The organism is Jeotgalicoccus marinus DSM 19772 (assembly GCF_000425825.1).
GTDB lineage: Bacteria > Bacillota > Bacilli > Staphylococcales > Salinicoccaceae > Jeotgalicoccus > Jeotgalicoccus marinus.
The window spans coordinates 47,516-71,913 of the sequence record NZ_AUEE01000008.1; the positions used below are offsets into that span (position 1 = coordinate 47,516).

Here is a 24,398-nt window from a genome sequence, read left to right on the forward strand (position 1 = left end):
GTGAAACAGTTGATCATTACAAACGGTAGTGTCATTACTGAAAGCGAAGTTTTAGAAAATCATGCAGTCATTATTGAACAGGATAAAATCCAAAACATCATCCCAATGTCAGAATTAGAGCTGACTTCAGATGAAGAGGTCATCGATGCTGAAGGGGGCTATGTGAGCCCGGGCTTTATCGATATTCATTCAGATTATATTGAAGGCATTATCGCACCAAGACCGACGACAGTCATGGACTTTAACATTGGTATCAAAGAATCAGAACGTATTTTAAGTTCACACGGGATTACGACGATGTTTCATTCATTATCAATCTATAAGGAAGATCTCTTTGGTCATAAGCCAGTGCGTCAGCCGGAAAATGTGAATAAACTCATTCATGCTATTCATAGAACGCACAATGAAGAGCGTTTGATTAGGCATCGCATGCATGCTCGCTTTGAACTTGATGCAGTCGAAATGAAAGACACGATCATGGACCACCTTGAAAATGAGCGTGTTCACTTGTTGAGTTTCATGGATCATACGCCAGGGCAAGGTCAGTACAGAGACATTGAGACTTACCGTCATACAATGAAGGGTTATCAAAACATAACGGATGAAGAAATCGATCGCCAAATAGATGAAAAGCGTCAGATGGACCGCCTCTCTATAGAGGATATGAAGGAGCTTGCAGCACTTGCAAAGTCAAAAAATGTTGCGGTTGCGTCTCATGATGACGATACGATTGAAAAGATTGATTTTAATGAATGTCTAGATACGACAATCAGTGAATTCCCTATAAAGATGGAAGTGGCTAAGTATGCAAATAACAAGGGACTGTACACGCTTGCTGGTGCACCAAATATCATGCTAGGTGGATCGCATTCAGGAAATTTAAATGCTAAAGATGCCATCTTAGAAAACTGCATTTCAATCTTATGTAGTGATTATTATCCTGCAGCCATGTTGCATTCAGTATTTAAGCTTCACAACGAAGCGGATTATCCACTTGTTGATGCCTTTAAATTAATTACTATTAATCCAGCAAAAGCAGTCCAGATGGATGAAGAAATTGGTTCATTAGAAACAGGGAAAAAAGCAGACATTAACATCATTAGATTACACGATGACTATCCGACGATTACAGAATGTATCGTCAATGGTAAAATCGTCAGCCAATACCATTACAGAATAGATTAGGAGGGACAATATGATCTGCATTAAAGATTTCAGTAAATCTTTCACCATTCATCATTTAGATCAAACGAGAACAGCGATCGAGGGTGTGTCATTCGATGTAAAAAAAGGTGAATTTCTAGGTATCGTCGGAGAGAGTGGTAGCGGGAAATCAACGATTCTAAAAAGCATCTACGGGACCTATAAACCCTCTTCCGGGACGGTCACTTACGACTCAAAAGCCTTTGGTGAAGTCGACTTACACGGTATTACTGACCGCGCCTTAATCAGTCTTCGCACAAATGAAATAGGTTACGTGTCTCAGTTTTTAAAAGTTATGCCTAGAACAACAACGCTAGAACTTGTTATTAACTCAATGCTAGAGATGGGGGTCGATAAGGAAGCGGCTGAAACAGAGGCAAAAGAAGCCCTTAGACACTTTGATATTCCTGAAGCTTTGTGGCACAACTATCCAAATACGTTTTCTGGTGGAGAAAAACTAAGATTGAACATTGCTTGTGCCATCGTAAAAAAACCAAGACTATTATTACTCGATGAGCCGACGGCATCACTGGATGAAAAATCGAAGTTAAAGGTGAGAGAGACTATTTCTAAGTTAATCGATGGTGGAACGACCTTAATTGGTATCTTCCATGACCTTGAATTTATGGACGGTTTATGTACAAAGGTGTATGACATGAATACAAAAACAATAGAGGAGCGTGCTGTATAGTGTCTAAAATAGATCTGCATGTGCATAGTAACTTTTCCGATGGTAAAGACAATGTAAATAAAGTGTTAGATCTTGCTAAAGCAGAGGACGTGTCAATGTTAAGCTTCGTCGATCATGACACAAATATGACATATTATGAAGCGCTACCATTTGCAAAAAGCATAGGTATCGACTTAATTCCTGGTATAGAAATCTCTGCCTATGACTTTAAGAGAGACAGAAAAGTGCATATTTTAGGCTATAACTACAATTTAGATGCTCCAAATATTAAAAAATTAACAGTTCCTTTACTTAACAGACGTCATCAACATTCACTCTGGCAGATTGAACAGATTAAAAATTACGGTATTGATGTGGATATGGACAAGGTTATGGCAACAGTTGGACCTGTTGGTGTCATCTATAAACAGCATATTATGCATGCAATTTGTGATGAACATTATACCAATGCACGCTACACAACGAAGTACCGTACCTTGTTTAAGAACAAGGGACCAGCTAGTGGAGACATTGAATATGTCGATGCTATTGAAGCCTTAAAAGCGATTAGAGCGGACGATGGTTATGCAGTCATTGCGCACCCAGGACAATTAAATAGTTATGATTTGATTGAAGAGAACGCAGAACTAATCGATGGTGTTGAAAAATATCATCCTGACCATGATCAGATGGATTATGAAAAAGTTGATGCTCTGGTTGAACAATATGACTTCTTTATTACAGGTGGATCTGACTACCATGGTGACTTTGGAGCCACTGTAGACATTGGCTTAGACGATGAATTATTAAGTAAAACAGAGGCATTATTTAGATAATATAAACATCTGTTAAATAGCTGTAAATCACATTTACTTACCAAGCGAAATATCATTTAATAAATTATGTAATTAAATTCACTAAAGGAGTTTGAAAATGAAGAAGTTTCTCAATCTATTTCTCGGTTTAACTTTGGTATTAATTTTAGCAGCATGTGGTAGTGGCAACGAAGAAGAATCAACAGAAGAGGATACAGCAGATGCTAGTGAAAACAGTGATGAGCCAATCAACTTAGTTTGGTATCCAAATGAATCAGGTAACGAACTTGCTGATGCTCGTGACGAGATTGGAAGCATTATTGAGGAAGCAACAGGCAGAACTGTTGAACATGAACTTACAACTGACTATGCAATTGCAATTGAAAGTATTGTAAACGACAATGCTGACCTTGCATTTACTGGTGCAGAAGGATACATACAAGCAAAAGAACGTAACGACAATATTACTCCATTAGTTGTACCATCTGGTCCATCTGGTACTGAAGAAGATGCTTTATACTACAGCTGGTTTGCAACTAAGGTCGACAACATGGAACAGTTCGAAACTGGTGAAGGAGAATACTCAATCGATGAGTTCCCAGGTAAAAACTTCTCATTCGTATCAACTTCATCTACATCAGGATTTAGAGTACCTACTTCTACAATTCTAAATCATTTCTCAGAAACTGATGAGTATGCAGACTTAACTGAGGAAGACCTTGCAGAAAGCGGTCGTTTCTTTGACCAAGTAATGTTCGGTAATACTCACCAAGGTTCAGCAGTTAACTTGATTAACGACAGAGCTGAAATTGCAGCGTTCTGTGACACTTGTGTTGAAAACTATGTAGAACTTGCTGAAGGTGAAGAAAATACACCTGGTGCAATCTATGAAGTATCTGAAGGTGCTGCAGATCCATTCTCTAACTTAGTTGGAGAGCAGTTCGGAATCATTTCAGCTACACCAGTACTTAATGCACCATTTATTGCTAATGAAAGTACATTAGGTTCTGAAACAGTTGAAGAATTACGTGAAGTATTCGCATCTGATGAAGTTGCAAACAATGAAAACATTTTCGTTCCTGAAGATTCAGAAGAAGGCGGTCTATTCACAAAATCAGCTGACGAGCGTTTCGTAGTTGTTGAAGATGAGTGGTTCGACCCAATCAGAGAATTAAGCGCAGAATAATCTAATCGAAAAGATAATATTTATTTAAAGAGGGGATTCCCCCTCTTTTTACATAGGAGGACGTCATCCATGGCGGTGGATAATAAATTAAAAGAAGAACAAAAGACAAAAACAGATTTCAATAAGAAGGCAACTGACGATGTGCTCATTTCATTTGACGAGGATCCAGAAGTAACAGGAGAGACAGTAGAGGTAGCAAGTAAAGAAGAAGTCAAACAAATGCCTGTCATCATGTCTATCGAAAACTTAAATAAGGAATATTCTAAAGGTAAAACAGTTCTAAAGGATGTAAACTTTGATATCAAAAAAGGTGAATTGTTATCGATTATAGGGCCATCAGGAGCTGGTAAGTCTACACTTCTTAGATCTATCAACCGCATGATTGAACCGACTTCAGGAAAGATTGATTTTGATAATAAAAATATTACTAAAATCAAAGGTAAAGAACTGCGTAAGATGAGAACGAACATCGGTATGATATTCCAACACTATAATCTAGTGGATCGCCTGTCAGTTTTTGAAAATGTCTTACACGGTACATTGGGTTATAAAAACTCCATTCAAGGTATTTTTTCAATGTATACAGAGTCGGAAAAAGAAGAAGCACTAGATATTATTACGGAGCTTGGTATTCAAGATCATATATATAAGCGCTGTGACGAATTATCAGGTGGACAAAAGCAAAGAGTGGGAATTGCTCGTGCGCTTGTTCAAAAGCCGAAAATTATTCTTTGTGATGAGCCGATTGCTTCACTAGATCCGAGCTCTTCTAGAATCATTATGGAACACTTAAGAAAAATCTGTAATGAAAAAGGTATCACAGTAATCGTTAACCTTCACCAAGTGGATGTAGCTAAGAATTACTCTGACAGAATTATTGGCTTAAATAGTGGTGAAGTGGTCTTTAACGGTCATCCAAACGAAATAAATAAGGAAGTCATTCAGAAGATTTATGGAACAGATTTCGATGACTTAATTATGGAGTAGGTGATAATTGATGAGACAAACACAAACGATTAACGCTAAGGATATCAATATCATTCAAAAGAAAAATCTAATGCTTCTACTGACTGTTGTGATTATTGTCGGTTTGATAATGCTCGCAAGCTACATTACTGAATACAACCATGTTGACGGAATTTTATCGATTCCGGCTGCGATCTCTTGGATGGCGAGTAACTTGATGTTCTCACAATCAACTTTAGCGAACTTAGGTAGTGTACTCCGATTACTTTGGGAGACAGTGTTGATATCAATTGTTGCGACTACGACAGCATCAGTATTTGCTATAGTATTTGCCTTGATGGGCTCAAGCTTAACTTACCTAAACAAACCACTGATGTACTTAGCAAAAATTATTGCATCAATTTCACGTAATATTCCCGTTGTTGCCTGGGCCCTAATCTTAGTTATTAGTTTTGGTACAAACTCAATGACAGGTTTTCTCGCTCTATTCTTTGGATCATTCGGTTTCTTAGTGAGAGCATTTATTGAAACGATTGATGAAGGTAGCCGCGATTCAGTAGAAGCTTTAAATGCGACTGGCGCAACTTATTGGCACACAATATTCAAGGCAGTGTTACCAGGGAGCATGCCACAGATGTTCAGTTGGATTCTCTTTATGATTGAAACGAACATTCGCAGTGCAACACTAGTTGGTCTCTTGACGGGTACAGGTATTGGTTACTTATTTGACCTATACTATAAACAACTAAACTACGAGATGGTGACATTGATCACACTGGCAATCGTCCTTGCTGTATTAATCATTGAAGCAATATCAAATATCATTAGAAGGGAGATTTTATAATGCAGTCAACAGTAGAATATGATTCTAACGGCTCTATAAAAGTCTCCAAGCCAAACCGTGGACAGACTATTTTAAAATGGCTCATAATCGGGTCTGCTATATTCACAGTAGTTGGATTCTTCTTAATGGACTACACAGGGCTTGATTTAACACAGGCAATACCAATGACCATAGATAACTTAGGTCAAATGTTCCTGTCCCCGAGTTTAAACAATACAACTTGGTCAAATGCACTATGGCAAGTCGCTGTTACCTTATCACTTGGCTTTTTAGCAACGATACTCGGTGCAATCATTTCACTGTTCCTAGCCTTTGGAACAGCAGTTAACCTGTCAAAACCTTGGTTGAGCAATACTATAAAAGCTTTCATTACAGTTATTCGTGCTGTACCGACAGTATTATGGGTGCTTATCTTTGCGATTGCAGCAGGGCTTGGATCAGTTGCAGCGGTAATCGGAATGATCTTCCACTCAGTTGCTTATCTAGTAAAAGCATATAGTGAAGCATTCGAAGAAGTCGATGAAGGTAAAATCGAGGCGCTTAGAGCATCTGGTGCAAGCTATGGACACATCCTATTTCAGGTAATTGTTCCACAGACAAAAAGTTACTTGATTTCATGGACCTTCCTACGATTTGAAATTAACTTCGGTGTTGCAGTTGCCATGGGTGCTGCAGCAGGTGCTGGTGGAATAGGATACGAGCTCTTCATGTCAAGTTCATTCTACTATGATATGCAAGAAGTCGGTGCCATTACATTAATTATCCTAGTCGTAGCGATTATCTTAGAATTAATAGCGAATCGATTAAAAGTATCAGCGTAAAAATATACTCCTCTTAAGTTGGATTAAACTGACTTAACGGGAGTTTTCTAATATATGTTATTGGCGATTTTTTTAAGAAATAGAATAATTGTAGTATTGTACAACTTATTGTACAATTTAATTGTGAGGAGTGAATGCTATGACAGTTAAATCTTATTCTTACGTACGCGAAAATTTTAAAGACATGATAAACAAAGTGAACGATGATAGTGATGCGATTATCATTACAACTAAAGACCGTAATGCGGTCATGATGTCAGAGGAAAGTTATAACGAAATCATGGAAACTCTTTATTTACAACAAAGTCCTTCTAATGCAAAACGTTTATCGGAATCTATTGAAAACCTAGAGCGTGGGAATGTTAGAAATAAGGATATCTCGATTTAATGACGAAACTCAATATTACATTTTCACCTCAAGCTTTTGAGGATTATGAATATTTTCAAGTCAAAGATCGACGGTTGGTTAAAAGAATTAACCAATTATTAAAAAGCATTTCTAGAGACGGTTTTTTAGAAGGAATAGGGAAGCCTGAGAAATTAGTTGGTAATTATTCTGGTTATTACAGTCGACGAATTAATCATGAACATAGATTAGTGTACACAGTAAATGAATATGCGATATTAGTTGCGTCTTGTAGATATCATTATAAATAATGATAATAAAGACAATATTAAGGATTAACCCTCGATATTGTCTCTTTTTTGTGTAAATTATAGAAAAATCAATACATGTATGAGGGTAGGAATAACAAAACTACCAATGAATATCATATAGAAAAGATCTGGACGTTCATTTTTTGTTGCGAATTTGTATGCGAGTGATCTAAATACTACAGATACAATAAACACAAATATAATAAATGCGAAAAAACCTGTTGTATAGTAGATGAAATTGAAGTAGACCAAAGCGACAAACATGATGAGGTAAAGCGATAGACCGCTTATAAATGACAGTATGTATTTTGTTAGAGTAGACATATATTACCTTTCAAATTGTATTTATTTCTATGATAGCTAAACGTGTTTCTTTATGCAATTTAAGCGAAATAAGGTTATAATTTCATGTAAGATAGATTGGAGTGATTATATGTCATTTGTAAAATACATTGAATCTAAGGATGGTACGCTCCTATATACCAAAATTCAAACTCAGGAGCAACCGGAAAATGCTAAAGCGACAATCGTCATTGTACATGGTTTAGCTGAACATTTGGGACGTTACGATGATTTTGCTGGAACTCTAATTCGAAATGGTTTTAACGTCATTCGTTACGATCAAAGGGGACATGGTCATTCTTCAGGTGAGGAAACTTTTTACTCTGAAGTCGACGAAATTACGGATGATCTAGGGGCTATTGTTTTATACGCTAGAAAACAATTCGAGAATCAGAAGCTATTCATTATCGGCCACAGCATGGGTGGCTACACCGCAGCTTTATACGGTACGAAATATCCACAGAAGATTGACGGTTATATCACTTCTGGTGCCCTAACACGCTTTAACAATGATATTTTTGAAGAAATACCAGTCGGGCTTGATACGAACGATTACGTAAAAAATGAGCTCGGTGACGGTATTTGTTCAACTGAGATTGTCCGTAAACACTATGTAGAGGATGCCTTGAACAAGAAGCGAATTTCTGTTGGTTTAATTCGTACAATCCAAAAAGGTGTTGAATATCTTAAGCTAGAGGCTAGTGATTTTAAGGACCCTATTTTAATCTTACACGGTGAAAATGACGGGCTTGTGTCTGTTAAAGATTCAGAGCAACTGCATGATGAAATCTCAAGTTCTGATAAAGAACTGATTATTTACCCTGAACTAGAGCATGAGATATTTAATGAGTTCACTAAGAAAAATGAAATATTTGATACGATCATGTCATGGATAGACGCGCGGTTATAACTAGAAAAGGAGTTTTAATAATGGACGTAAGTGAAGCAATTCAATCCAGACGAAGCATAAAAATATTTAAGGATATAGAACCAATATCTAAAAATGATGTTGAACAGCTGCTTCAAGCAGCAATAATGGCGCCTAATCATCATCGTACTGAGCCATGGAAGTTTTTTGTGCTCCAAGGTGATGGCCGCCTGCCATTATCACGGGTTATGGGTGAATGGGCAAAGACGCTTGTCGATGACCCAAACAGTGAGAGTGGACAAAAACGCATCAATAAGATGATGAACAAACCCCTGATTGCACCAACTATTATTCTCGTGGCTCTAAGCCATGATGAAACAGGGAAAGGTATTTATTCAGAAGATCATTCTGCCGTTGCTGCAGCTATACAAAACATCTTGTTAGAAGCACATGGAATGGGGTATGGGGCCATATGGAAGAGTGGGCCAGCCTATGAGTGTGAGCCAGTAAAATCATATTTCAACCTCGGCGACCATGAAGAGATATTAGGTGCAATATTTATAGGTGAAGCGGATATGAAAAAAGAACCTGTTGCAAAACGTCAACCATTCACTGAAAAAACAGTGTGGATAACAGAGGACAATTAGTAGATGAAAAAATTAGCAATTGTATTATTTTTAATCGCAACCTTGCTGATGTTTAGCGTTGGCACGGTCATACCAATTGAATATAACTTCATTGTGTATCTTTTTGTATTGATCTTTTTTGTCGGCGGCGTCTATTGTAGTGTCAGTATAAATTCTGATTCAGAATGATAAAGAAATATGTATTGAAATGCATAGAATAGGGTAATCTCTTATTATAAGGGATTACTTTTTTTATTTTATATGAGGTGATTTAATGCAAAAATACATATTTAGCGTTTTACTATCACTAATATTGATACTAACAGCTTGTTCAAACCCAGAAGATAAATATGAAGCAAGTAAACAGTCTTTTAATGAGGATGTTTCTGTTCAACTTGTTGAGATTTTGAACCAGCTGAGTCAATATGAAAGTGAAACTACTGAATTAACAGCTGAGGCTTTAACCGACGAATCCTTAGAAGCTTTTAAAAATGAAGAATCTAATCTATTTGAAAAGTTAAATCAGAGGCAAGAAGCGGTCGATAATCTTACTGAAATTGCTGATGAATTAACAGGTATAAATGAGGACCTGGAAAGCATAAATGTTGAAGAAGATTCAGAGATTGATGAGGCGGAATTAAATCAAACAAAAGATGCAGTTTCAGCCCTAACAAATGAGGTTCAAGGGTTTCAAGAAGCTTACAACAGTTTATTAGATGAAGAAAGATCGTATTATGATGCGCTTATTCAAGATGATGCAGACTATACGACGATGACTGAAGGGATGTCATCCATTAACAGTACGTATGAGGATGTAAAATCACAATATGAGTCAGTTAATACACAAATCTCCGCTGTGAATGGCAATAATGAAAGTAACAATAGCGCAGAACAGGCTGAAGATTCAGAGGAAGAAGTAGAACCACTTTACCAAGTAAACCCAGATACATCAGAGATTACCCCGATTGAAGAGGCGACAGATGCCAGTGTAGCATTGATTACGATTGATGACGCACCAGATCAACATGCTGTAGAAATGGCACATACATTAAAAGAGCTAGATGCACCGGCTATATTCTTTGTAAACGGAATGTATTTAGAATCTGAAGAAGGTAAGGCAGCTCTAAAAGAGATTTATGATCTAGGATTTGCCATTGGGAATCATACTTATAACCACCCGAATTTAGGTGAAATGTCTCCAGAGAATACTGAGTTAGAGATTGTGGACACAAATGACTTAGTTGAAGCGGTAATTGGTGAGCGTCCAAAATTCTTCAGAGCACCATTTGGAGTAAACAATGACACTTCAATAGAGGTTGCTAAGGATGAAGGGATGACGGTAATGAACTGGACCTATGGTTATGACTGGGAACCTGAATATCAAGAACCTTCTGCATTAGCGGAGATTATGACAAACACAGAAGTGCTTAATGATGGTGCCAATTTACTTATGCATGACAGACAGTGGACTAAAGAAGCACTGCCTGACATCGTTACGGGTCTAAGAGATAAAGGCTATACTTTAGTTGATCCGAAAACAATTCAAGTTGAAGGTGGGGTGGATCAATGAGTACTCGGAATTTCTTAATTTTAGTTGGTAGTATACTCGTCGTCTTATTTATACTTTTAGGAATAGCGATTAATGCTGAAAATGCTTCTGAAGAAGATGTTGCAACGAATGAGGAAAATACAGAAGATCAAAATACAGAAGAAAGCAATGATCAAGAGGAAGAAGCAGATTCAGAAGGTGAAGAAACTGAGCAAACAGACAGTGAATCACCAACTATGAATATAAATGAGGGGCCCTTATACTCACTAAAAGAGGGAAGTACTTCTGCTTTCGGTTTTGAATCGGGCGTTGATATTCCATACCCAGAAGATGGGGTTAAAGGCGTCTATGTTACTGCATATTCTGCAGGTGGAGATCGTATGCAATCACTTATTGATCTTATTAACAATACAGAACTTAATTCTATGGTACTTGATGTAAAAGAAGATATTGGAGATATCATGATGGAATTAGACACTGAGGGTGAAGAAAGCAAACGCTTTATGCAGAACTATGTAGATGGTGAAAACTTAATGCAACAAATGGAAGAGAATGATATATATCCTATTGGTCGAATTGTTGTATTTAAGGATTCACGTCTCGCTCAAGATAGACCAGACTTATCATTTGTAAATTCCGAGGGCTCAGTTTGGCAAAACGGAAGTGGAGAAAGCTTTGTAAATCCATTCTTAAAAGAAGTATGGGATTATAATGTTGATATTGCCATTGAAGCTGCTAAGCTAGGCTTTAAAGAGATACAATTTGACTATGTGAGATTCCCAGAAGCATTTGAAACGATGTCATCAGAACTGCAGTATAGTTTTGGTGATTATGCGGACTCAGAAGAGGATGAAGTCCAGCAACGTGTCAGTGCTGTAACAGACTTTGTTGCCTATGCAAAAGAACGCTTAGAACCCTATGGAGTTGAAGTATCAGTAGATGTGTTTGGTTATGCAGCGACACAAAGAGAAGCACCTGGTATCGGTCAAAACTTCTCGCAAATATCTAATAATGTTGATGTAATTTCATCGATGATTTACCCTTCTCACTGGGGTGCAGGTGCATTTGGCTATGATACTCCTGATACCGAACCTTATGGCGTCATTGATGATTATATGAAGGTTGAAAACGAGGTCTTAGGTGCCTTAGATGATCCACCAAAATCAAGACCTTGGATTCAAGACTTTACAGCATCTTATTTAGGACTTGGAAATTATCTTGAATATGGACCAGCAGAAGTCGAAGCACAAATTCAAGCTCTAAACGACAATGGAGTGGAGGAATACTTAATTTGGAATTCCTCAAACGATTATTCAACAGATACGAATTATTAAGAAAGTGATAAGACGTGAGAGCCTTTTATATAAGGGTCTTACGTTTTTTTAATGTCAAAAACGCCTTTATTTATTAACTTTTCACAAATAAATGAAATATTATTTCTATAAAGTTTAAGGATTATTTCATAGTAAATATGAATGAAATTTCACAGAGAAGTTACTTATTTCACATCCGGAGTTGATTTATTGGCATTTTTAAGGTACATTATATAAGTTTCTGAAAAGTGATAAACTAAAATTTCAGATGAATGGAGATGGTAAGTATGGGGTCTGTGAATACAACAGATCAGAATGTACAAACAGAAGAAAGCGATCACTCCTTATCAAAGGTACCTTTCAATGAAAGAAAAATGGGCTGGTTGAGTATTACCAATATTACATTTGGTATCGCAACAGCAATCTTCTATTTTCAAATAGGTAGTGTTATGGCACTACAGTTCGGCGCAATCAACGCGATGATTTCTGCCTTATATGCAATTATTGTTGCAGGTGTTATGGGTTCAGTTATCGCATACCTATCCGCACGTTCTGGTATGAACGTCAACTTAATGTCACGTGGTGGAGGATTTGGATACATAGGTGCTTCACTGACATCTTTAATTTACGCTTCTAACTTTATTATGTACTGTGCCTTAGAAGGCATGATTCTTGTTTACGCAGTACATGAATTCTTTCCTGTAATCCCTGTTTGGATTCTCATTGTATTTTTTGGATTACTCGTTATACCTCTAAACTGGTTTGGTATCAAACAACTGGATAAACTCCAAAAATGGTCTTTACCTATATTCTTTATATTTTTAATTACAGCCATTGTTGTGTCATTCTTTACACCATCACAATATGACGGTGCATTCTGGACATATATGCCTGAAGGCGTTCAAATTGGTGGAACAGCACTCTTATTATGTATTGGTATGCAGCATGGTATTATTGGCTTAACAGCCTTAATTGCCTCAGACTACGCAAGATTCTTAAAACCTGGGCACATTAAAGGTGGATCAATTGCAATTGGTTTTATCCCGCAAATATTCTGTTACGGTGTGATGGGTGGACTCGGTATCTGGTTTGGTGTCCGTTTAAGCGAACCAAATCCAGGCGTTTATATCGTTCACTTACTCGGTATCGGTGGTGCATTATTTACAATTCTGACTCAGGTGCGTATTAATGTGACGAACATTTATAGTAGTTCGTTATCACTATCTAACTTCTTTGAAAATGTTGTTAAATTTACTCCAGGTAGAAGATTCTGGGTAGTTGTAGCGGGTCTGACTGCTATGTTTCTTATGCTCGCAGGTATTGTAGACCACTTAGATACAGCTTTAACATTCCAAGGTGTATTCTTAATGTCTTGGGCAGCGATCCTTGTAACGGACTTTGTTGCTGTCAAATGGCTGATGAAGATCGGGCCGAATTACTATGAAGAACGTCAGGAATACTTGTTTAAATGGAACCCTGTTGGTGTAGGTGCGCTCTTGATTTCTAGTTTATTAGGTACAATCGCAGCACTTGGCTATATGGGTGGATTTTTACAAAGTACAGCAGCATTTTTCGCAGCTGCGCTCGCAGCAGTTCTAACGATTATTATTGCCTATGTGACTAAAGGTAAGTACTACCTAAAAAGCGAAGTTCATGATATCGATGAAAGAGATATCATCGTAAAATCTAAGTAAATCTTTAAAAAATCGACGTAAAGACCTTGGGGTTAAGGTTTTACGTCGATTTTTTTCATCATTTATCGCGAAGTCGATTTAGATTCGAGTTCACGCTTTTTTCATTACCTACGTTTTTCAGACTCCCCAATAAGAACAGCTGCAGCAGAGTCTCCTGTAATATTCATAGTAGTATAAGCCATATCTAATATTCTATAGATTGCAGCGATTGGACCCATTAATTCTATAGGCAGACCAAGTAGAGATAGGAAGGATGCGCCTAGTACGATACCGCCACCTGGGATACCTGGAGCAGCCATATTAATTAAAGTCGCGATGAAAATTAGGTAAATAATTTGACCGACGCCTAAAGAGATATCGTAAAAGTCAGAAACGAATACAGCGAGTAAACTAAAGGATATGGCACCGCCCGCCATATTAATCGTCGTACCGAGTGGTACAACAAAGTTTGTAATCGAATCACTCACCTTAAAATCATTTGAGGTCACTCGAATTGTCGTTGGCAGGGTCACTGCTGAACTTGTTGTTGCTAATGAAACTAACCATACTTTGTAAATACCTTTAAGAAAGGCAATTGGAGTGAGTCCTGTATATAACCAAACTGGAATTAACATAACAATAATAAATGCAATGATACATGCAACGTAAGCAGTCACAATATATAATCCTAGAGCTGAGAAAATTCCGGGACCGTATTCTGCAACAGCATAGGCCATCAGAGAAATAACCCCAATGGGTGTCAGTTCCATAATATAGTTTAAGACTTTAAATATTACTTTTGATGAAGTTTTTAACAGGTTCTGCTTCTTTACCAACAGCGACAATGGCAACTGAAAAAATAACTGTAAATAGAATTGTTGCTAGAATGTCACCTTCACTTAGTGCCATAAATAAATTTTCAGGAATGATATTCATGAAGAAATCCTCAGCACTAGGTGAAGTCACCTCACCGTCATAACCCGTCGCTTCGATATCGATTCTTAGACCTGGTCGAACAAGGTATGAAATCACAAGACCGATACCGGCTGTGAAGACAAACATACAGACAAAGACTATGATGCTTTTAAAACCAATTCTTCCTAAGTCTTTGCCACTTCCGATATTAATAATCCCTGTTGAAACAGCAACAAAAATAATCGGGATAATCATGGCTTTAATAATATTTAAGTAAATATCACCAATAAATTTAATATCTAATGAAAACTGTGGTAAAAATAAGCCGAGTAAGATTCCGATAACGAAGCCAATGGCGATTCTTGTAAATAGGTGCTTACTACTCGTTAGTATCTTCTTCATTTTGAATCACTCCTTTATATTCTGGAATCTCACCTTTATTATAGGATCCCAATATATTTACATATGATGTTTTAAGTTTTAAAGCTTCTAATGCTCTATCGAAATTTTCTCGATTCAAACCATTTTCTATATCGATAAAAAACCCATAGGAGAATGGTCTGTTTTGAATGGGTCGACTCATCAAATAGACCAGATTGATATCATGTGCTGTGAAAATTTCAAGAATATGACTCAGAGAACCTGTACTGTGGTCAGATTCTACATAAAGCGATGTTTTACCATGTAATACTTTTTTAGGTAGGGCTTTAGTAAAGATTAAAAACCGGGTTGTATTTAATGGGTTATCACTAATATTTTCACGGATGACATTCATATTATAGAGTTCTGCAGCATGACGACCTGCGATGCTGGCAATAGTTTCCTTCTCTGATTCTTTTACCATATGTACAGCACCTGCTGTATCACTAAATTCCTTAACCTTTATTTTAGGATATTGACTTAAGTAGGTATAACATTGTTCTAAAGCCTCTGGATGAGAATATACTTCTGTTACTTCATCGAGAGTAATTGGATTTTTAGATATTAAAGCATGGTCAATTTTAATATAAATTTCCTCGACAGCTTTTACATCTAAATATTTCATTAAATCAATGGTGCGGGTAATGGGACCACTTGTTGAATTTTCAACAGGCAAGGCGATGTAGTCGACTTCGTCGTTTAATAAAGCTTCAACGAGTACTTTAAATGTCATATATCCGACTGCCTCATACTCCGCATCAACGGCAAATTTCTTACAAGCTAAAGTACTATAACTTCCGGGCACACCTTGATAACCAATCTTCATGAGAAACACTCCTTAATAATAATAAAAAACCGGCTGAATTCATCTAGAATCCAACCGGTTGAAATTGTAACTTCATATATGACCAACCGATTAGATTTACTAATGGCTGGTTTTTAACACGACATTAAATCAGCCATTACAGATTAGGTATGCCTATATCCGTAATGGGGTGGATACAGGCCTATCTAAAACGGCTGAAAAAGTACGTATTTGATTGACTGATATTTACTTGATTTAACATAAAACCACTCATCTCAATTTATATGTTCATTATTCTAACAATTTAAAAAATTATTGTCAATTTAAATTGTACTAAATTGTGCCTGGTGCAGCGATTTATATATTCCACCTTCTAAATTTAATAACTCTTCATGAGTACCAGTCTCAGAAATACCATCTTTGGTCACGACCATGATCCGGTCAGCATTTTTAATTGTTGCCAGTCTATGGGCAATGACTAAGGTCGTTCGGCCGACGGCTAGACGGTTCAATGCTTCTTGTATGTATAACTCAGTTGCAGTATCTAAGGCACTTGTGGCTTCATCTAAGACGAGAATAGGTGGGTTCTTTAAGAACATGCGTGCAATGGCAATTCTTTGTTTTTGTCCACCCGACAGTTTCACACCACGTTCACCGACAACCGTATTCAAACCTTGAGGGTAGGAATCAATGAGTTCTTTTAATTGTGCCTTTGCTAGAGCATCATAGATTTCATCGTCAGTCGCGTTTTCCTTACCGTAAGCCACGTTTTCTCTTAGAGTACCTGCGAATAAGGACACATCTTGTTGCACTGTGCCGATATTTTCCCTTAAAGAAGACAGGGTTAGATCTCTAATATCGTGACCATCGATAGTAATCTTTCCTGCAGACACATCGTAGAAGCGGGGTAAGAGTGAACTTAAAGTTGTTTTACCCGCACCAGATGGTCCGACAAAAGCGATGGTTTCACCTACTTTTATATCAAAAGTAATATCTGTTAAGACATTTTTCTCTTCGTATTTAAAACTGACATTTTCATATGAAATATTTCCTTTAACATCTGTCAGTGTTATAGCATCTTCCCTCTCAGTAACATCACTTTTCTCATTCATAGTATCTAAGAAATGCTTAAAACCTGCGATACCGTTCGGGTAAAGCTCGATAACTGCATTAATTTTTTCAAGCGGTTTAAAGAGGACATTGGATATTAAGATAAATGCTGCGAAATCACCGTAAGATAATTCCCCAATTGTTACATAATAAGCACCAGCAATTAAGATAAACACATTAACGAGACGCATTAACATATAGGTGCTTGAGTTATTAAAAGACATAATTTTATAGGCCTTAAGTTTAGTCTCCCTAAAACGGTCATTAATCTTTTTGAATTCTTTTAACGCTTCATCTTCTTTAGCAAAGGCTTGAACAAGTCGAATACCACCGATTTTATCACCAATCATATGGTTGAAATCTGAGACACGTCCAAATAGTTCTCTAAATGCGACTGTCATTTTCTTGTTAAAGTAAATAGCTATAACAAGTATGAGTGGCACAATGATAAATGAAATTATAGCAAGCTCTGGATGAATGTAATACATAATACCAAAAGCACCGAGTAGCGTCATTACGGCAATAAATAAGTCCTCGGGCCCATGGTGAGCCATTTCACCAATATTCATGAGGTCATTAGTGAGGCGGGTTAGTAATTTTCCAGTCTTAGTATTGTCAAAAAAGCGAAACGATAAGCGTTGTATATGTGCGTATAGGTCATTACGAATATCTCTTTCGATATTTGTCCCGAGCATATGACCCCAATATGTAACAATAAATTGCATAAATGTATTAAATAAATACACCACTACAAGTCCAGCTGCAGCGAGTAGGATCCATTGCCAGTTACCGGTCGGTAGGAGTTCGTCAATAAAGGTGCTAACGATAAGTGGAAATAATAGCTCCAAAAGGCCGACAATAACCGCGGAGAGAAAATCTACAGTGAACAAGACTTTGTAAGGTGCATAGTATGAAAAGAATTTCTTCATCCTGTTCCCATCCTTATAAAATAGTTAGAGCAACTTGATTATACCACTAAAAAATTTCTGTAATAGAGTAAATATACAAGGTACTGGCTTATGATTAACTTATGGAGATTCTTAGTGTAAAATTAAGTATCGTAGTATAAAAAATTTATTTAAAAGTCTTAAGAGATTTGAGGAATTAGCATGTCAAAAATTAATTTAGGAATTATTTACGGTGGTAAGTCGACAGAACACGAGGTATCAATGCGCTCAGCTAAGAGTGTGTTAGATGCGCTAGATAAAAATAAATATAACATCAGTTTAATCTATATAAGTAAAGATGGACAATGGCGCCTGTTAAATGATAATCAGGAAATTAAAATGGTAAGTGACAAAGAGGCAGAAGAAGTATTTGTCTCACCTGCAACCGGTTTAAGAACAGCGAGTGAATTAATCGAATTTGATTCAGTTTTACCGATTTTACACGGTACAGCTGGTGAAGACGGAAGCATCCAAGGGCTCTTAGAGTTAGCAGGTGTGCCTTATGCAGGATGTGGTATTAGAAGTTCTGCGGTATGCATGGACAAGGATATGACAAAGCGTCTTTTAAATCTTGCAAATATTCAGACTGCTAAAGGAATAACGGTAAACTATTTCGATAAGGACCAAGTAAGTTTCGAGTCTACTTATGAAATTCTTGGATTACCGATGTTTATCAAACCTGTGAATCAGGGGTCTTCAGTTGGTGTATCTAAGGTCACGAGTAAAGAAGAATTTACAACTGCCTTGGATTTAGCATTCTTGTTCGATACTAAAGTGATGATCGAAAAAGGCATTGATGGTAGAGAAATCGAAGTATCAGTCCTTGGTGCAGAAGACTTATTCGTCTCAGTACCTGGTGAAATCGTGTCACAGACTGAATTTTATTCTTATGAATCAAAGTACTTAGATGATGACGGTGCAGTGTTGAACATTCCGAGTGAACTCACTGAAGGCCAGACTAAACAAATTCAGACAATCGCTAAAGAGACTTTTAGAGCGCTTGACTGTGAAGGTATGGCAAGAGTGGATGTCTTTTTAACCAACGATGGTGAAATCATTGTCAACGAAGTAAATACCTTACCAGGATTCACGAGTATTTCTATGTATCCTAAATTGTTGGAAGTCTCAGGTATTCCATATAGCAACTTACTTGATGAATTAGTCCGCTTATCGATTGATAGAAGCCAAAGAAATAAAGCCTTAAAAACAGATTTTTCATAGGAGGACGCACCGTGGAAATACGTTTAGCCAAAGTAGAGGATGCCATGGCCATTGCGAAAGTTCAAGTTGAAAGTTGGCATACTACCTATAAAGGTATTGTGCCGGATTCATACCTTAACAGTCTAGATGTGAAAAAAAGAGAAAAGGTTTGGCAATCGGCAGCAGATACTCAGCCGATGTTTGTAGCTGAGTTAGACGGTGAAGTTGTCGGTTTTGTAATCGCTGGAGAGAACCGTGATAAGGATACCTATCCCGATTATGACGGAGAACTTTACGCGATTTACTCCTATCAACATGTCCAAGGTCAAGGTATTGGACGTGAACTTTTTGAAACTGCTGCTCGGAATCTATCTGAACGTGGATTTAAAAAGATGACGGTTGCAGTATTGACTGAAAACCCGACTGTAGGTTTTTATAAACATATGGGTGGAGAAATACTCGGTGAAGAAATCATTACTATAGACGGAGTAGACATTAACGAATCGATCTATGGCTATAGTGATATAAGTAAATTATAAAATTTTGGGGGTTTTATAGTGAAAAGTGCATTAATAGAAAGATTAACTAGATATGTAAAAATTGATACTCAATCTGATGCCAACAGTGAGACAGTACCATCGACAAGTAAACAGTGGGACTTATTAAAAGTCTTAGCAAAAGAGCTAAAAGAACTTGGACTTACTGATGTTGACTTAGATGGCAAAGGTTATTTGTTTGCGACCTTACCGAAAAATACAGAGGGCTTAAGAACGCTTGGATTTTTAGCACATGTAGATACTGCGACGGATTTTACAGGAACAAATGTAAAACCACAAGTTATCGACTATGACGGTGGAAATATTGTCTTAAATAAAGATTTAAATGTCGTCTTAACACCAGAACAGTTTCCAAATTTAAACGGCTATAAGGGTCATACATTGATGACAACAGATGGCACGACCTTACTTGGTGCAGATAACAAAGCGGGTGTAACGGAAATTATGACTGCCATTGAGTATCTAATTGAGCACCCTGAAATTAAACACGGTGATGTGAGGATTGGCTTCACACCTGACGAAGAAATTGGGCGTGGACCCCATGACTTTGATGTAGATAAATTTAAGGCTGATTTTGCCTATACGGTGGACGGTGGTCCTTTAGGTGAGCTGCAGTATGAAAGCTTCAATGCAGCAGGCGCAAAAGTTAAGGTTACGGGTAACAGCGTCCATCCGGGTACGGCTAAGGACACAATGGTGAATGCCGCACGTATTATGTCAGAAATCGTTGCATCATTTGATGTGCATGACACACCTGAACATACATCAGGTTATGAAGGTTTTTACCATGTGACAAACTTAGTAGGTGATGTTGAAAATGCTGAATTCAATATGATTATTAGAGACTTTGATCAAGGCGCCTTTAAAGAACGTAAATCACATGTTCAAAAAGTAGTCGATTCATTTATCGATAAATACCCAGAAGCAGATATTCAATTAGAATTAAATGATCAGTATTACAACATGAAAGAAATTATTGAAAAAGATATGACACCAGTTGAACTTGCTAAACAAGCTATGGCAGACTTAGGTATTGAAGCGGTTATAGAACCTGTTAGAGGCGGTACAGACGGTTCTCAATTATCATATAAAGGACTGCCAACACCGAACCTCTTCACCGGTGGAGAGAACTTCCATGGTAAATTCGAATTTGCATCCATAGACGATATGGAAAAGGCGACACAGACTATTATTAAGATTATAGAATTAAATGCAAAATAAGGAAGAACATAAGAAAAAGGATTACTGTGAATTCACAGTAATCCTTTTACATTACTTATTCAATTTTTTAACTTCATCATCGATTGGTCTTGCCTTATTAAAGGATTGGCCAATGACATCGCCTGGGACGATACGTTTTAAGAAGAAAGCTGAAACTAAACCAATGAATAAGAAGCCTGTGCCGACTAAGAAGGCTAAGTTAATACCATCTAAGGTTGCTTGATTAATCATTGTCTCAGTTGGATTGTCCATTCCTCTTAACTGTAAGTTGGTATAGGTTTGCATAACTGTAATGAGTAGGGCTATACCAATCGAACCACTCACCTGGTTCAACATACTATTTAATGATGACCCATGTGGTGTTAAGTGAGGCGGTAGTGAATTCATGCCATTCGTCATAACTGGAGTGTTTACGAGTGTCATCCCGAGTGCACGAACCATGTAAATTGTTAATAGATAAGAGAATGGTGTATCAATTTCTAGTCGACTTAAGAAGAAGGTTGTGACTACCGCAATGGTTAAGCCAATAACCGCCATATTTTTTGGACCATACATATCAAATAGCTTACCTGAAACAGGGCTCATGAAGCCCATAATTAAAGCACCAGGAAGCATCAATAATCCTGTATCTAAAGGACTTAAGCCTTGTATATCTTGCATGAAAATTGGAATGAGAATCATACCCGCAAAAAGTGCCATGTTTGCTGCTCCGATAATGATCGATGCAATCGTGTACATCGGGTATTTATAGACTCTAAAGTCTAACATTGGGTGTTCGAGTTTCATCTGACGAAGTACGTAGGTTGTTACACCAGCAAGCCCGATGAACAATGGAATGAGGACTCTTGTATCTGCAAGTCCATATTCACCAGCAGAACTTAGTCCGTAAAGCACGCCGCCAAAACCAATTGTAGATAGAATAATAGAAGGTATATCAATATGTGCTTCTTTATGCTGTTTAATCTTCGGTAACTTCCAGAATCCAACCCCTAACACAATCACTAAAATTGGAATCATCATAAAGAACAACATATGCCAGCTGTAACGTTCTACGACTATACCTGATACGGTTGGCCCAATTGCTGGGGCAAAGAACATAACGAGACTGAAAAGCCCCATAGCTGTCCCGCGTTGGTTAGGCGGGAAGCTTACGATCATAATGTTCATCAAGAGTGGCATCAGCATCGCTGAACCTGACGCTTGAATCATACGACCAATAATTAAGACGATAAAAGCAGGTGCGAAGCCAGAAACAATCGTTCCGATTAAGAATAAGCCCATAGCAGCTAAGAATAAGGATTTCGCACTAAATTTTTGCATTAAGTAAGCTGTTGTAGGAATAATGATTCCAGAAACGAGCATGTAAGCGGTAGATACCCATTGGACTGCAGAAGTGGATACGCCGAAATCATTTTTGATAGCGGGTAGGGCGACGTTAAGAAATGTGTTCGATAAAAACGAAATAAATGCACCGGATAACAAGATAATAATAAGTCTATAATCCGGTTTAGATTGTACGGTTTCTGACATGTTGTCTCCCCTTTATATAAAAAATCAATTTATATATTATACCCTACTTTAAATAAAATTTCATTAAAAACTACCCAATTCTATTATCAATTTGAATATAGATAAAGAATCCAATCGTTATACCAAGTAAAACACTTATTGGTAAAGCATAATTGTCTGGTATCGAAGGTAAGAATGTTTCAATAATCCAATTTATGCCGAAGACAGCTATTGCCATTAAGACTAATGAAGACAGTAAACGTGTCATAGATTTCCTCCTATAAAACTGTTATTCTTAAATTCTAACAAACCTCAAGGTGGACAAGGGAGTAAAATAGCTTGATAATATAAATAAAGTAGTTTATTGGGAGGAGAATCCTTATAATGAAGACGAATTTTCATAATTACGCTGAGGAATACTTGCAGCATCGAAATGATATTCCGAACATGTTTTATGAAGAGTTAGAACGTCGTGGCATTGAATTATCCGGTGCAATTGTCGCTGATATTGGTGCAGGTCCTGGTTTTGTAAGTAAGGTTTTAAGTGATTACGGTTCAATCGTGGATGCAGTAGAACCTTCGGACGCCTTTATTGAACTAGGTAAGGAATACGTTGGTAATAATGACCGTATTAATTTTACTCAAGGGACAGCAGAAGAAACAAATTTGAAGTCAGATACTTATGATTTGGTATTTGTCATGAGAGCCTGGCATTGGTTTGATAGTGATAAGGCAACAGCAGAAATCAGCCGCATACTGAAACCAGGTGGCCTATTAATTGTCGGTGACATTGGCTTTACAGTTTCAAATAAAATGATGAAAGACTCAATGAAGATTGTAAAAAAACATTCTAAAAATGAGGAACTACACCCTGCGGGTTCAAAAGAAGATTCTCTACAGATGATTAATGGGTTTCCAGTAGAGTGGTTTAGCGACTGGAAGCACGGTAAGTTTTCAATTGAAGAATTTTTCAAAAAAGAGTATAAGGTGAAATTCACAGATCAAGAATGGATTGCACGTTTAGGTACATCATCTTGGCTAGTGAGATTTAAGAAAAAACAAAAGGATAAAGTACTTGAAGAGATTGCCGGTCTATTAGATCATTTAGATGAATCAAAAAAACATAAAGCACCCCATGTTTTAAACGTAGCTATATTAAAAAATATGAGGAAATAGGAAGCGAAAATTTCGCTTCCTCTTATTTTTGTATTTTTTTATGTAAGCGGTGTAATAATTATTTAATGTATGAAAGCGAAAACAATTAGTATAAAAATACATTTTATTGTATGTTTTATTGTATGTGTGTAATATGGTGAAATTTCACTTTAAATTAATACTTACATTCCTGAATTAACTAATAATTGTCAATATATTTACTTTGAATATAACATCACATAATCTTTGAAATCCCTTGGTATATATAGTATTATAAAGATACATAAAGAGGTACAGAAAAATACTCTAATGAAATTTTTATAAATAGGGAGGGAAAGAAATGATAATCTCAGATAAGATTACTGCAGAAGTTCGTATGAAAGAATTTAAAGAGATGGCGTATAATAATGCAATTTTAAAAGACAACAAATCAGATAAAGAAGTTAAGCGTCCTTTCTTAAACAAATTAATCAGTGCTTTATCACTATAATTCAGTTAATTAAATAAATTTTAGCCATTCCTGTAGAGAGAGGAATGGCTTTTTTTAGCTTAAATTTAATTGCCAGTACAAGCCGAACTGATCTTGTACTATTGCATAGCGTTTACTCAAATTATAATCATCAAGTGGTACGTGTATGGCACCATTCTTTTTTAACTTTCTATATAAAAGTTCGATCTCCTCCAAACTTTCACACTCTAAATATAAAGAAACTTCAGGATTAAACCTTGTACCTGTTGGAATCTCTGCATCTCTAACTACAATATTTAAATCTCCAATACTTATGACAGCCTGTTGCACTTTAGATGAATTTTCATAGTTTAAAAACTGTAAAATCTCTAAATCTCTAAATATTTCCTTATAATATTCTATGGCTGAAAATGCTGTTCCATTAAATGATATAAGCGGCATGGCAGCTTTCATTAAAATACCCCTTTACAACTGATGTAGTATTGTTTACAATCCTAATTAAACAGATTAGAACAGATAGATTCTGTTCCACTTATATTATAACAGTTCGTATCGCT

The 24,398-nt window shown here is 36.8% G+C and carries 25 protein-coding genes and 1 pseudogene; 20 read left to right on the forward strand and 6 right to left on the reverse strand.

Annotated elements, in window-relative coordinates:
- The first annotated feature begins 9 nt into the window (after positions 1 to 9).
- The 15 genes from phnM (at position 10) to H624_RS0105935 (ending at position 13,554) form a co-directional block, all read left to right on the forward strand.
- Positions 10 to 1,185 carry a phosphonate metabolism protein PhnM gene (phnM, locus tag H624_RS0105865; RefSeq protein WP_035856232.1) on the forward strand — a complete coding sequence of 392 codons (1,176 nt, stop codon included), beginning with the start codon at positions 10 to 12 and terminating at the stop codon, positions 1,183 to 1,185.
- 10 nt (positions 1,186 to 1,195) lie between these two features.
- Entirely contained in the window at positions 1,196 to 1,894 is a 699-nt protein-coding gene (locus H624_RS0105870; protein ID WP_026866757.1) for a phosphonate C-P lyase system protein PhnL, read from the forward strand.
- Positions 1,894 to 2,709 carry a PHP domain-containing protein gene (locus H624_RS11690; RefSeq protein WP_035856234.1) on the forward strand — a complete coding sequence of 272 codons (816 nt, stop codon included), beginning with the start codon at positions 1,894 to 1,896 and terminating at the stop codon, positions 2,707 to 2,709. Before H624_RS0105870 ends, H624_RS11690 begins: the two co-directional genes overlap by 1 nt.
- A 97-nt stretch (positions 2,710 to 2,806) precedes the next feature.
- Positions 2,807 to 3,874 carry a PhnD/SsuA/transferrin family substrate-binding protein gene (locus H624_RS0105880; RefSeq protein WP_035856236.1) on the forward strand — a complete coding sequence of 356 codons (1,068 nt, stop codon included), beginning with the start codon at positions 2,807 to 2,809 and terminating at the stop codon, positions 3,872 to 3,874.
- A 219-nt stretch (positions 3,875 to 4,093) separates the two neighbouring features.
- Positions 4,094 to 4,861, forward strand: a complete 768-nt coding sequence (gene phnC, locus H624_RS0105885; protein ID WP_026866759.1) for a phosphonate ABC transporter ATP-binding protein — start codon at positions 4,094 to 4,096, stop codon at positions 4,859 to 4,861.
- Positions 4,862 to 4,871: 10 nt separating this feature from the next.
- Positions 4,872 to 5,684 carry a PhnE/PtxC family ABC transporter permease gene (locus H624_RS0105890; protein ID WP_084145743.1) on the forward strand — a complete coding sequence of 271 codons (813 nt, stop codon included), beginning with the start codon at positions 4,872 to 4,874 and terminating at the stop codon, positions 5,682 to 5,684.
- Positions 5,684 to 6,505 (forward strand): PhnE/PtxC family ABC transporter permease, encoded by an 822-nt coding sequence (locus H624_RS0105895; protein ID WP_026866761.1) that lies wholly within the window; start codon positions 5,684 to 5,686, stop codon positions 6,503 to 6,505. The genes H624_RS0105890 and H624_RS0105895 overlap by 1 nt, the downstream gene beginning before the upstream one ends.
- Before the next feature lie 139 nt (positions 6,506 to 6,644).
- On the forward strand, positions 6,645 to 6,893 hold the full coding sequence (locus H624_RS0105900) for a type II toxin-antitoxin system Phd/YefM family antitoxin (protein ID WP_026866762.1): 249 nt from the start codon (positions 6,645 to 6,647) through the stop codon (positions 6,891 to 6,893).
- Complete coding sequence (locus H624_RS0105905; RefSeq protein ID WP_026866763.1) at positions 6,893 to 7,162, forward strand: Txe/YoeB family addiction module toxin; 270 nt, start codon at positions 6,893 to 6,895, stop codon at positions 7,160 to 7,162. Before H624_RS0105900 ends, H624_RS0105905 begins: the two co-directional genes overlap by 1 nt.
- 433 nt (positions 7,163 to 7,595) lie before the next feature.
- On the forward strand, positions 7,596 to 8,414 hold the full coding sequence (locus H624_RS0105910; protein ID WP_026866764.1) for an alpha/beta hydrolase: 819 nt from the start codon (positions 7,596 to 7,598) through the stop codon (positions 8,412 to 8,414).
- Positions 8,415 to 8,434: 20 nt separating this feature from the next.
- Positions 8,435 to 9,019 (forward strand): nitroreductase family protein, encoded by a 585-nt coding sequence (locus tag H624_RS0105915; protein WP_026866765.1) that lies wholly within the window; start codon positions 8,435 to 8,437, stop codon positions 9,017 to 9,019.
- Between the two features lie 3 nt (positions 9,020 to 9,022).
- Complete coding sequence (locus H624_RS12585) at positions 9,023 to 9,187, forward strand: hypothetical protein (protein ID WP_156889150.1); 165 nt, start codon at positions 9,023 to 9,025, stop codon at positions 9,185 to 9,187.
- 85 nt (positions 9,188 to 9,272) lie between these two features.
- Entirely contained in the window at positions 9,273 to 10,568 is a 1,296-nt protein-coding gene (locus H624_RS12855; protein ID WP_084145745.1) for a polysaccharide deacetylase family protein, read from the forward strand.
- Complete coding sequence (locus tag H624_RS0105930; RefSeq protein WP_051220499.1) at positions 10,565 to 11,881, forward strand: putative glycoside hydrolase; 1,317 nt, start codon at positions 10,565 to 10,567, stop codon at positions 11,879 to 11,881. Before H624_RS12855 ends, H624_RS0105930 begins: the two co-directional genes overlap by 4 nt.
- 266 nt (positions 11,882 to 12,147) lie before the next feature.
- A complete protein-coding gene (locus H624_RS0105935) occupies positions 12,148 to 13,554 on the forward strand; it encodes a purine-cytosine permease family protein (protein WP_026866767.1) in 1,407 nt (468 codons plus the stop codon).
- A 104-nt stretch (positions 13,555 to 13,658) separates the two neighbouring features.
- Here the strand turns inward: H624_RS0105935 and H624_RS12940 are convergent.
- The 3 genes and pseudogenes from H624_RS12940 to H624_RS0105950 form a co-directional block, all read right to left on the reverse strand.
- Positions 13,659 to 14,850, reverse strand: a pseudogene (locus tag H624_RS12940) (dicarboxylate/amino acid:cation symporter).
- Entirely contained in the window at positions 14,828 to 15,694 is an 867-nt protein-coding gene (locus H624_RS0105945; protein ID WP_026866768.1) for a prephenate dehydratase, read from the reverse strand. Before H624_RS0105945 ends, H624_RS12940 begins: the two are co-directional and overlap by 23 nt.
- Positions 15,695 to 15,996: 302 nt before the next feature.
- Positions 15,997 to 17,712, reverse strand: coding sequence for an ABC transporter ATP-binding protein (locus tag H624_RS0105950; protein ID WP_026866769.1), 1,716 nt, complete (start codon positions 17,710 to 17,712; stop codon positions 15,997 to 15,999).
- A gap of 180 nt (positions 17,713 to 17,892) precedes the next feature.
- Here H624_RS0105950 and H624_RS0105955 point away from each other — a divergent pair, with 180 nt between their 5' ends.
- Genes H624_RS0105955 through pepT form a run of 3 tightly spaced genes read left to right on the forward strand, consistent with a single transcriptional unit; the run spans position 17,893 to position 20,708 of the window.
- Positions 17,893 to 18,951, forward strand: a complete 1,059-nt coding sequence (locus H624_RS0105955) for a D-alanine--D-alanine ligase family protein (RefSeq protein WP_026866770.1) — start codon at positions 17,893 to 17,895, stop codon at positions 18,949 to 18,951.
- Between the two features lie 11 nt (positions 18,952 to 18,962).
- A complete protein-coding gene (locus H624_RS0105960) occupies positions 18,963 to 19,469 on the forward strand; it encodes a GNAT family N-acetyltransferase (RefSeq protein ID WP_026866771.1) in 507 nt (168 codons plus the stop codon).
- 18 nt (positions 19,470 to 19,487) lie between these two features.
- Positions 19,488 to 20,708: a peptidase T gene (gene pepT, locus H624_RS0105965; protein WP_026866772.1), complete on the forward strand. Its 1,221-nt coding sequence runs from the start codon at positions 19,488 to 19,490 to the stop codon at positions 20,706 to 20,708.
- Between the two features lie 51 nt (positions 20,709 to 20,759).
- Here the strand turns inward: pepT and H624_RS0105970 are convergent, their stop codons facing one another.
- Together H624_RS0105970 and H624_RS12690 are read right to left on the reverse strand one after the other, a co-directional pair.
- Complete coding sequence (locus H624_RS0105970; RefSeq protein ID WP_026866773.1) at positions 20,760 to 22,238, reverse strand: MDR family MFS transporter; 1,479 nt, start codon at positions 22,236 to 22,238, stop codon at positions 20,760 to 20,762.
- Between the two features lie 70 nt (positions 22,239 to 22,308).
- Entirely contained in the window at positions 22,309 to 22,485 is a 177-nt protein-coding gene (locus tag H624_RS12690) for a hypothetical protein (RefSeq protein WP_166627069.1), read from the reverse strand.
- Positions 22,486 to 22,601: 116 nt separating this feature from the next.
- Between H624_RS12690 and H624_RS0105980 the strand changes: the two genes are divergently transcribed.
- Both H624_RS0105980 and H624_RS12590 read left to right on the forward strand, forming a co-directional pair.
- Positions 22,602 to 23,393, forward strand: a complete 792-nt coding sequence (locus tag H624_RS0105980) for a class I SAM-dependent methyltransferase (RefSeq protein WP_026866774.1) — start codon at positions 22,602 to 22,604, stop codon at positions 23,391 to 23,393.
- A 319-nt stretch (positions 23,394 to 23,712) separates the two neighbouring features.
- On the forward strand, positions 23,713 to 23,862 hold the full coding sequence (locus H624_RS12590; protein WP_156889151.1) for a hypothetical protein: 150 nt from the start codon (positions 23,713 to 23,715) through the stop codon (positions 23,860 to 23,862).
- Between the two features lie 54 nt (positions 23,863 to 23,916).
- On the opposite strand, the gene H624_RS0105990 is transcribed toward H624_RS12590, so the two are convergent.
- Complete coding sequence (locus H624_RS0105990) at positions 23,917 to 24,294, reverse strand: VOC family protein (RefSeq protein ID WP_026866775.1); 378 nt, start codon at positions 24,292 to 24,294, stop codon at positions 23,917 to 23,919.
- Positions 24,295 to 24,398 lie beyond the last annotated feature (104 nt).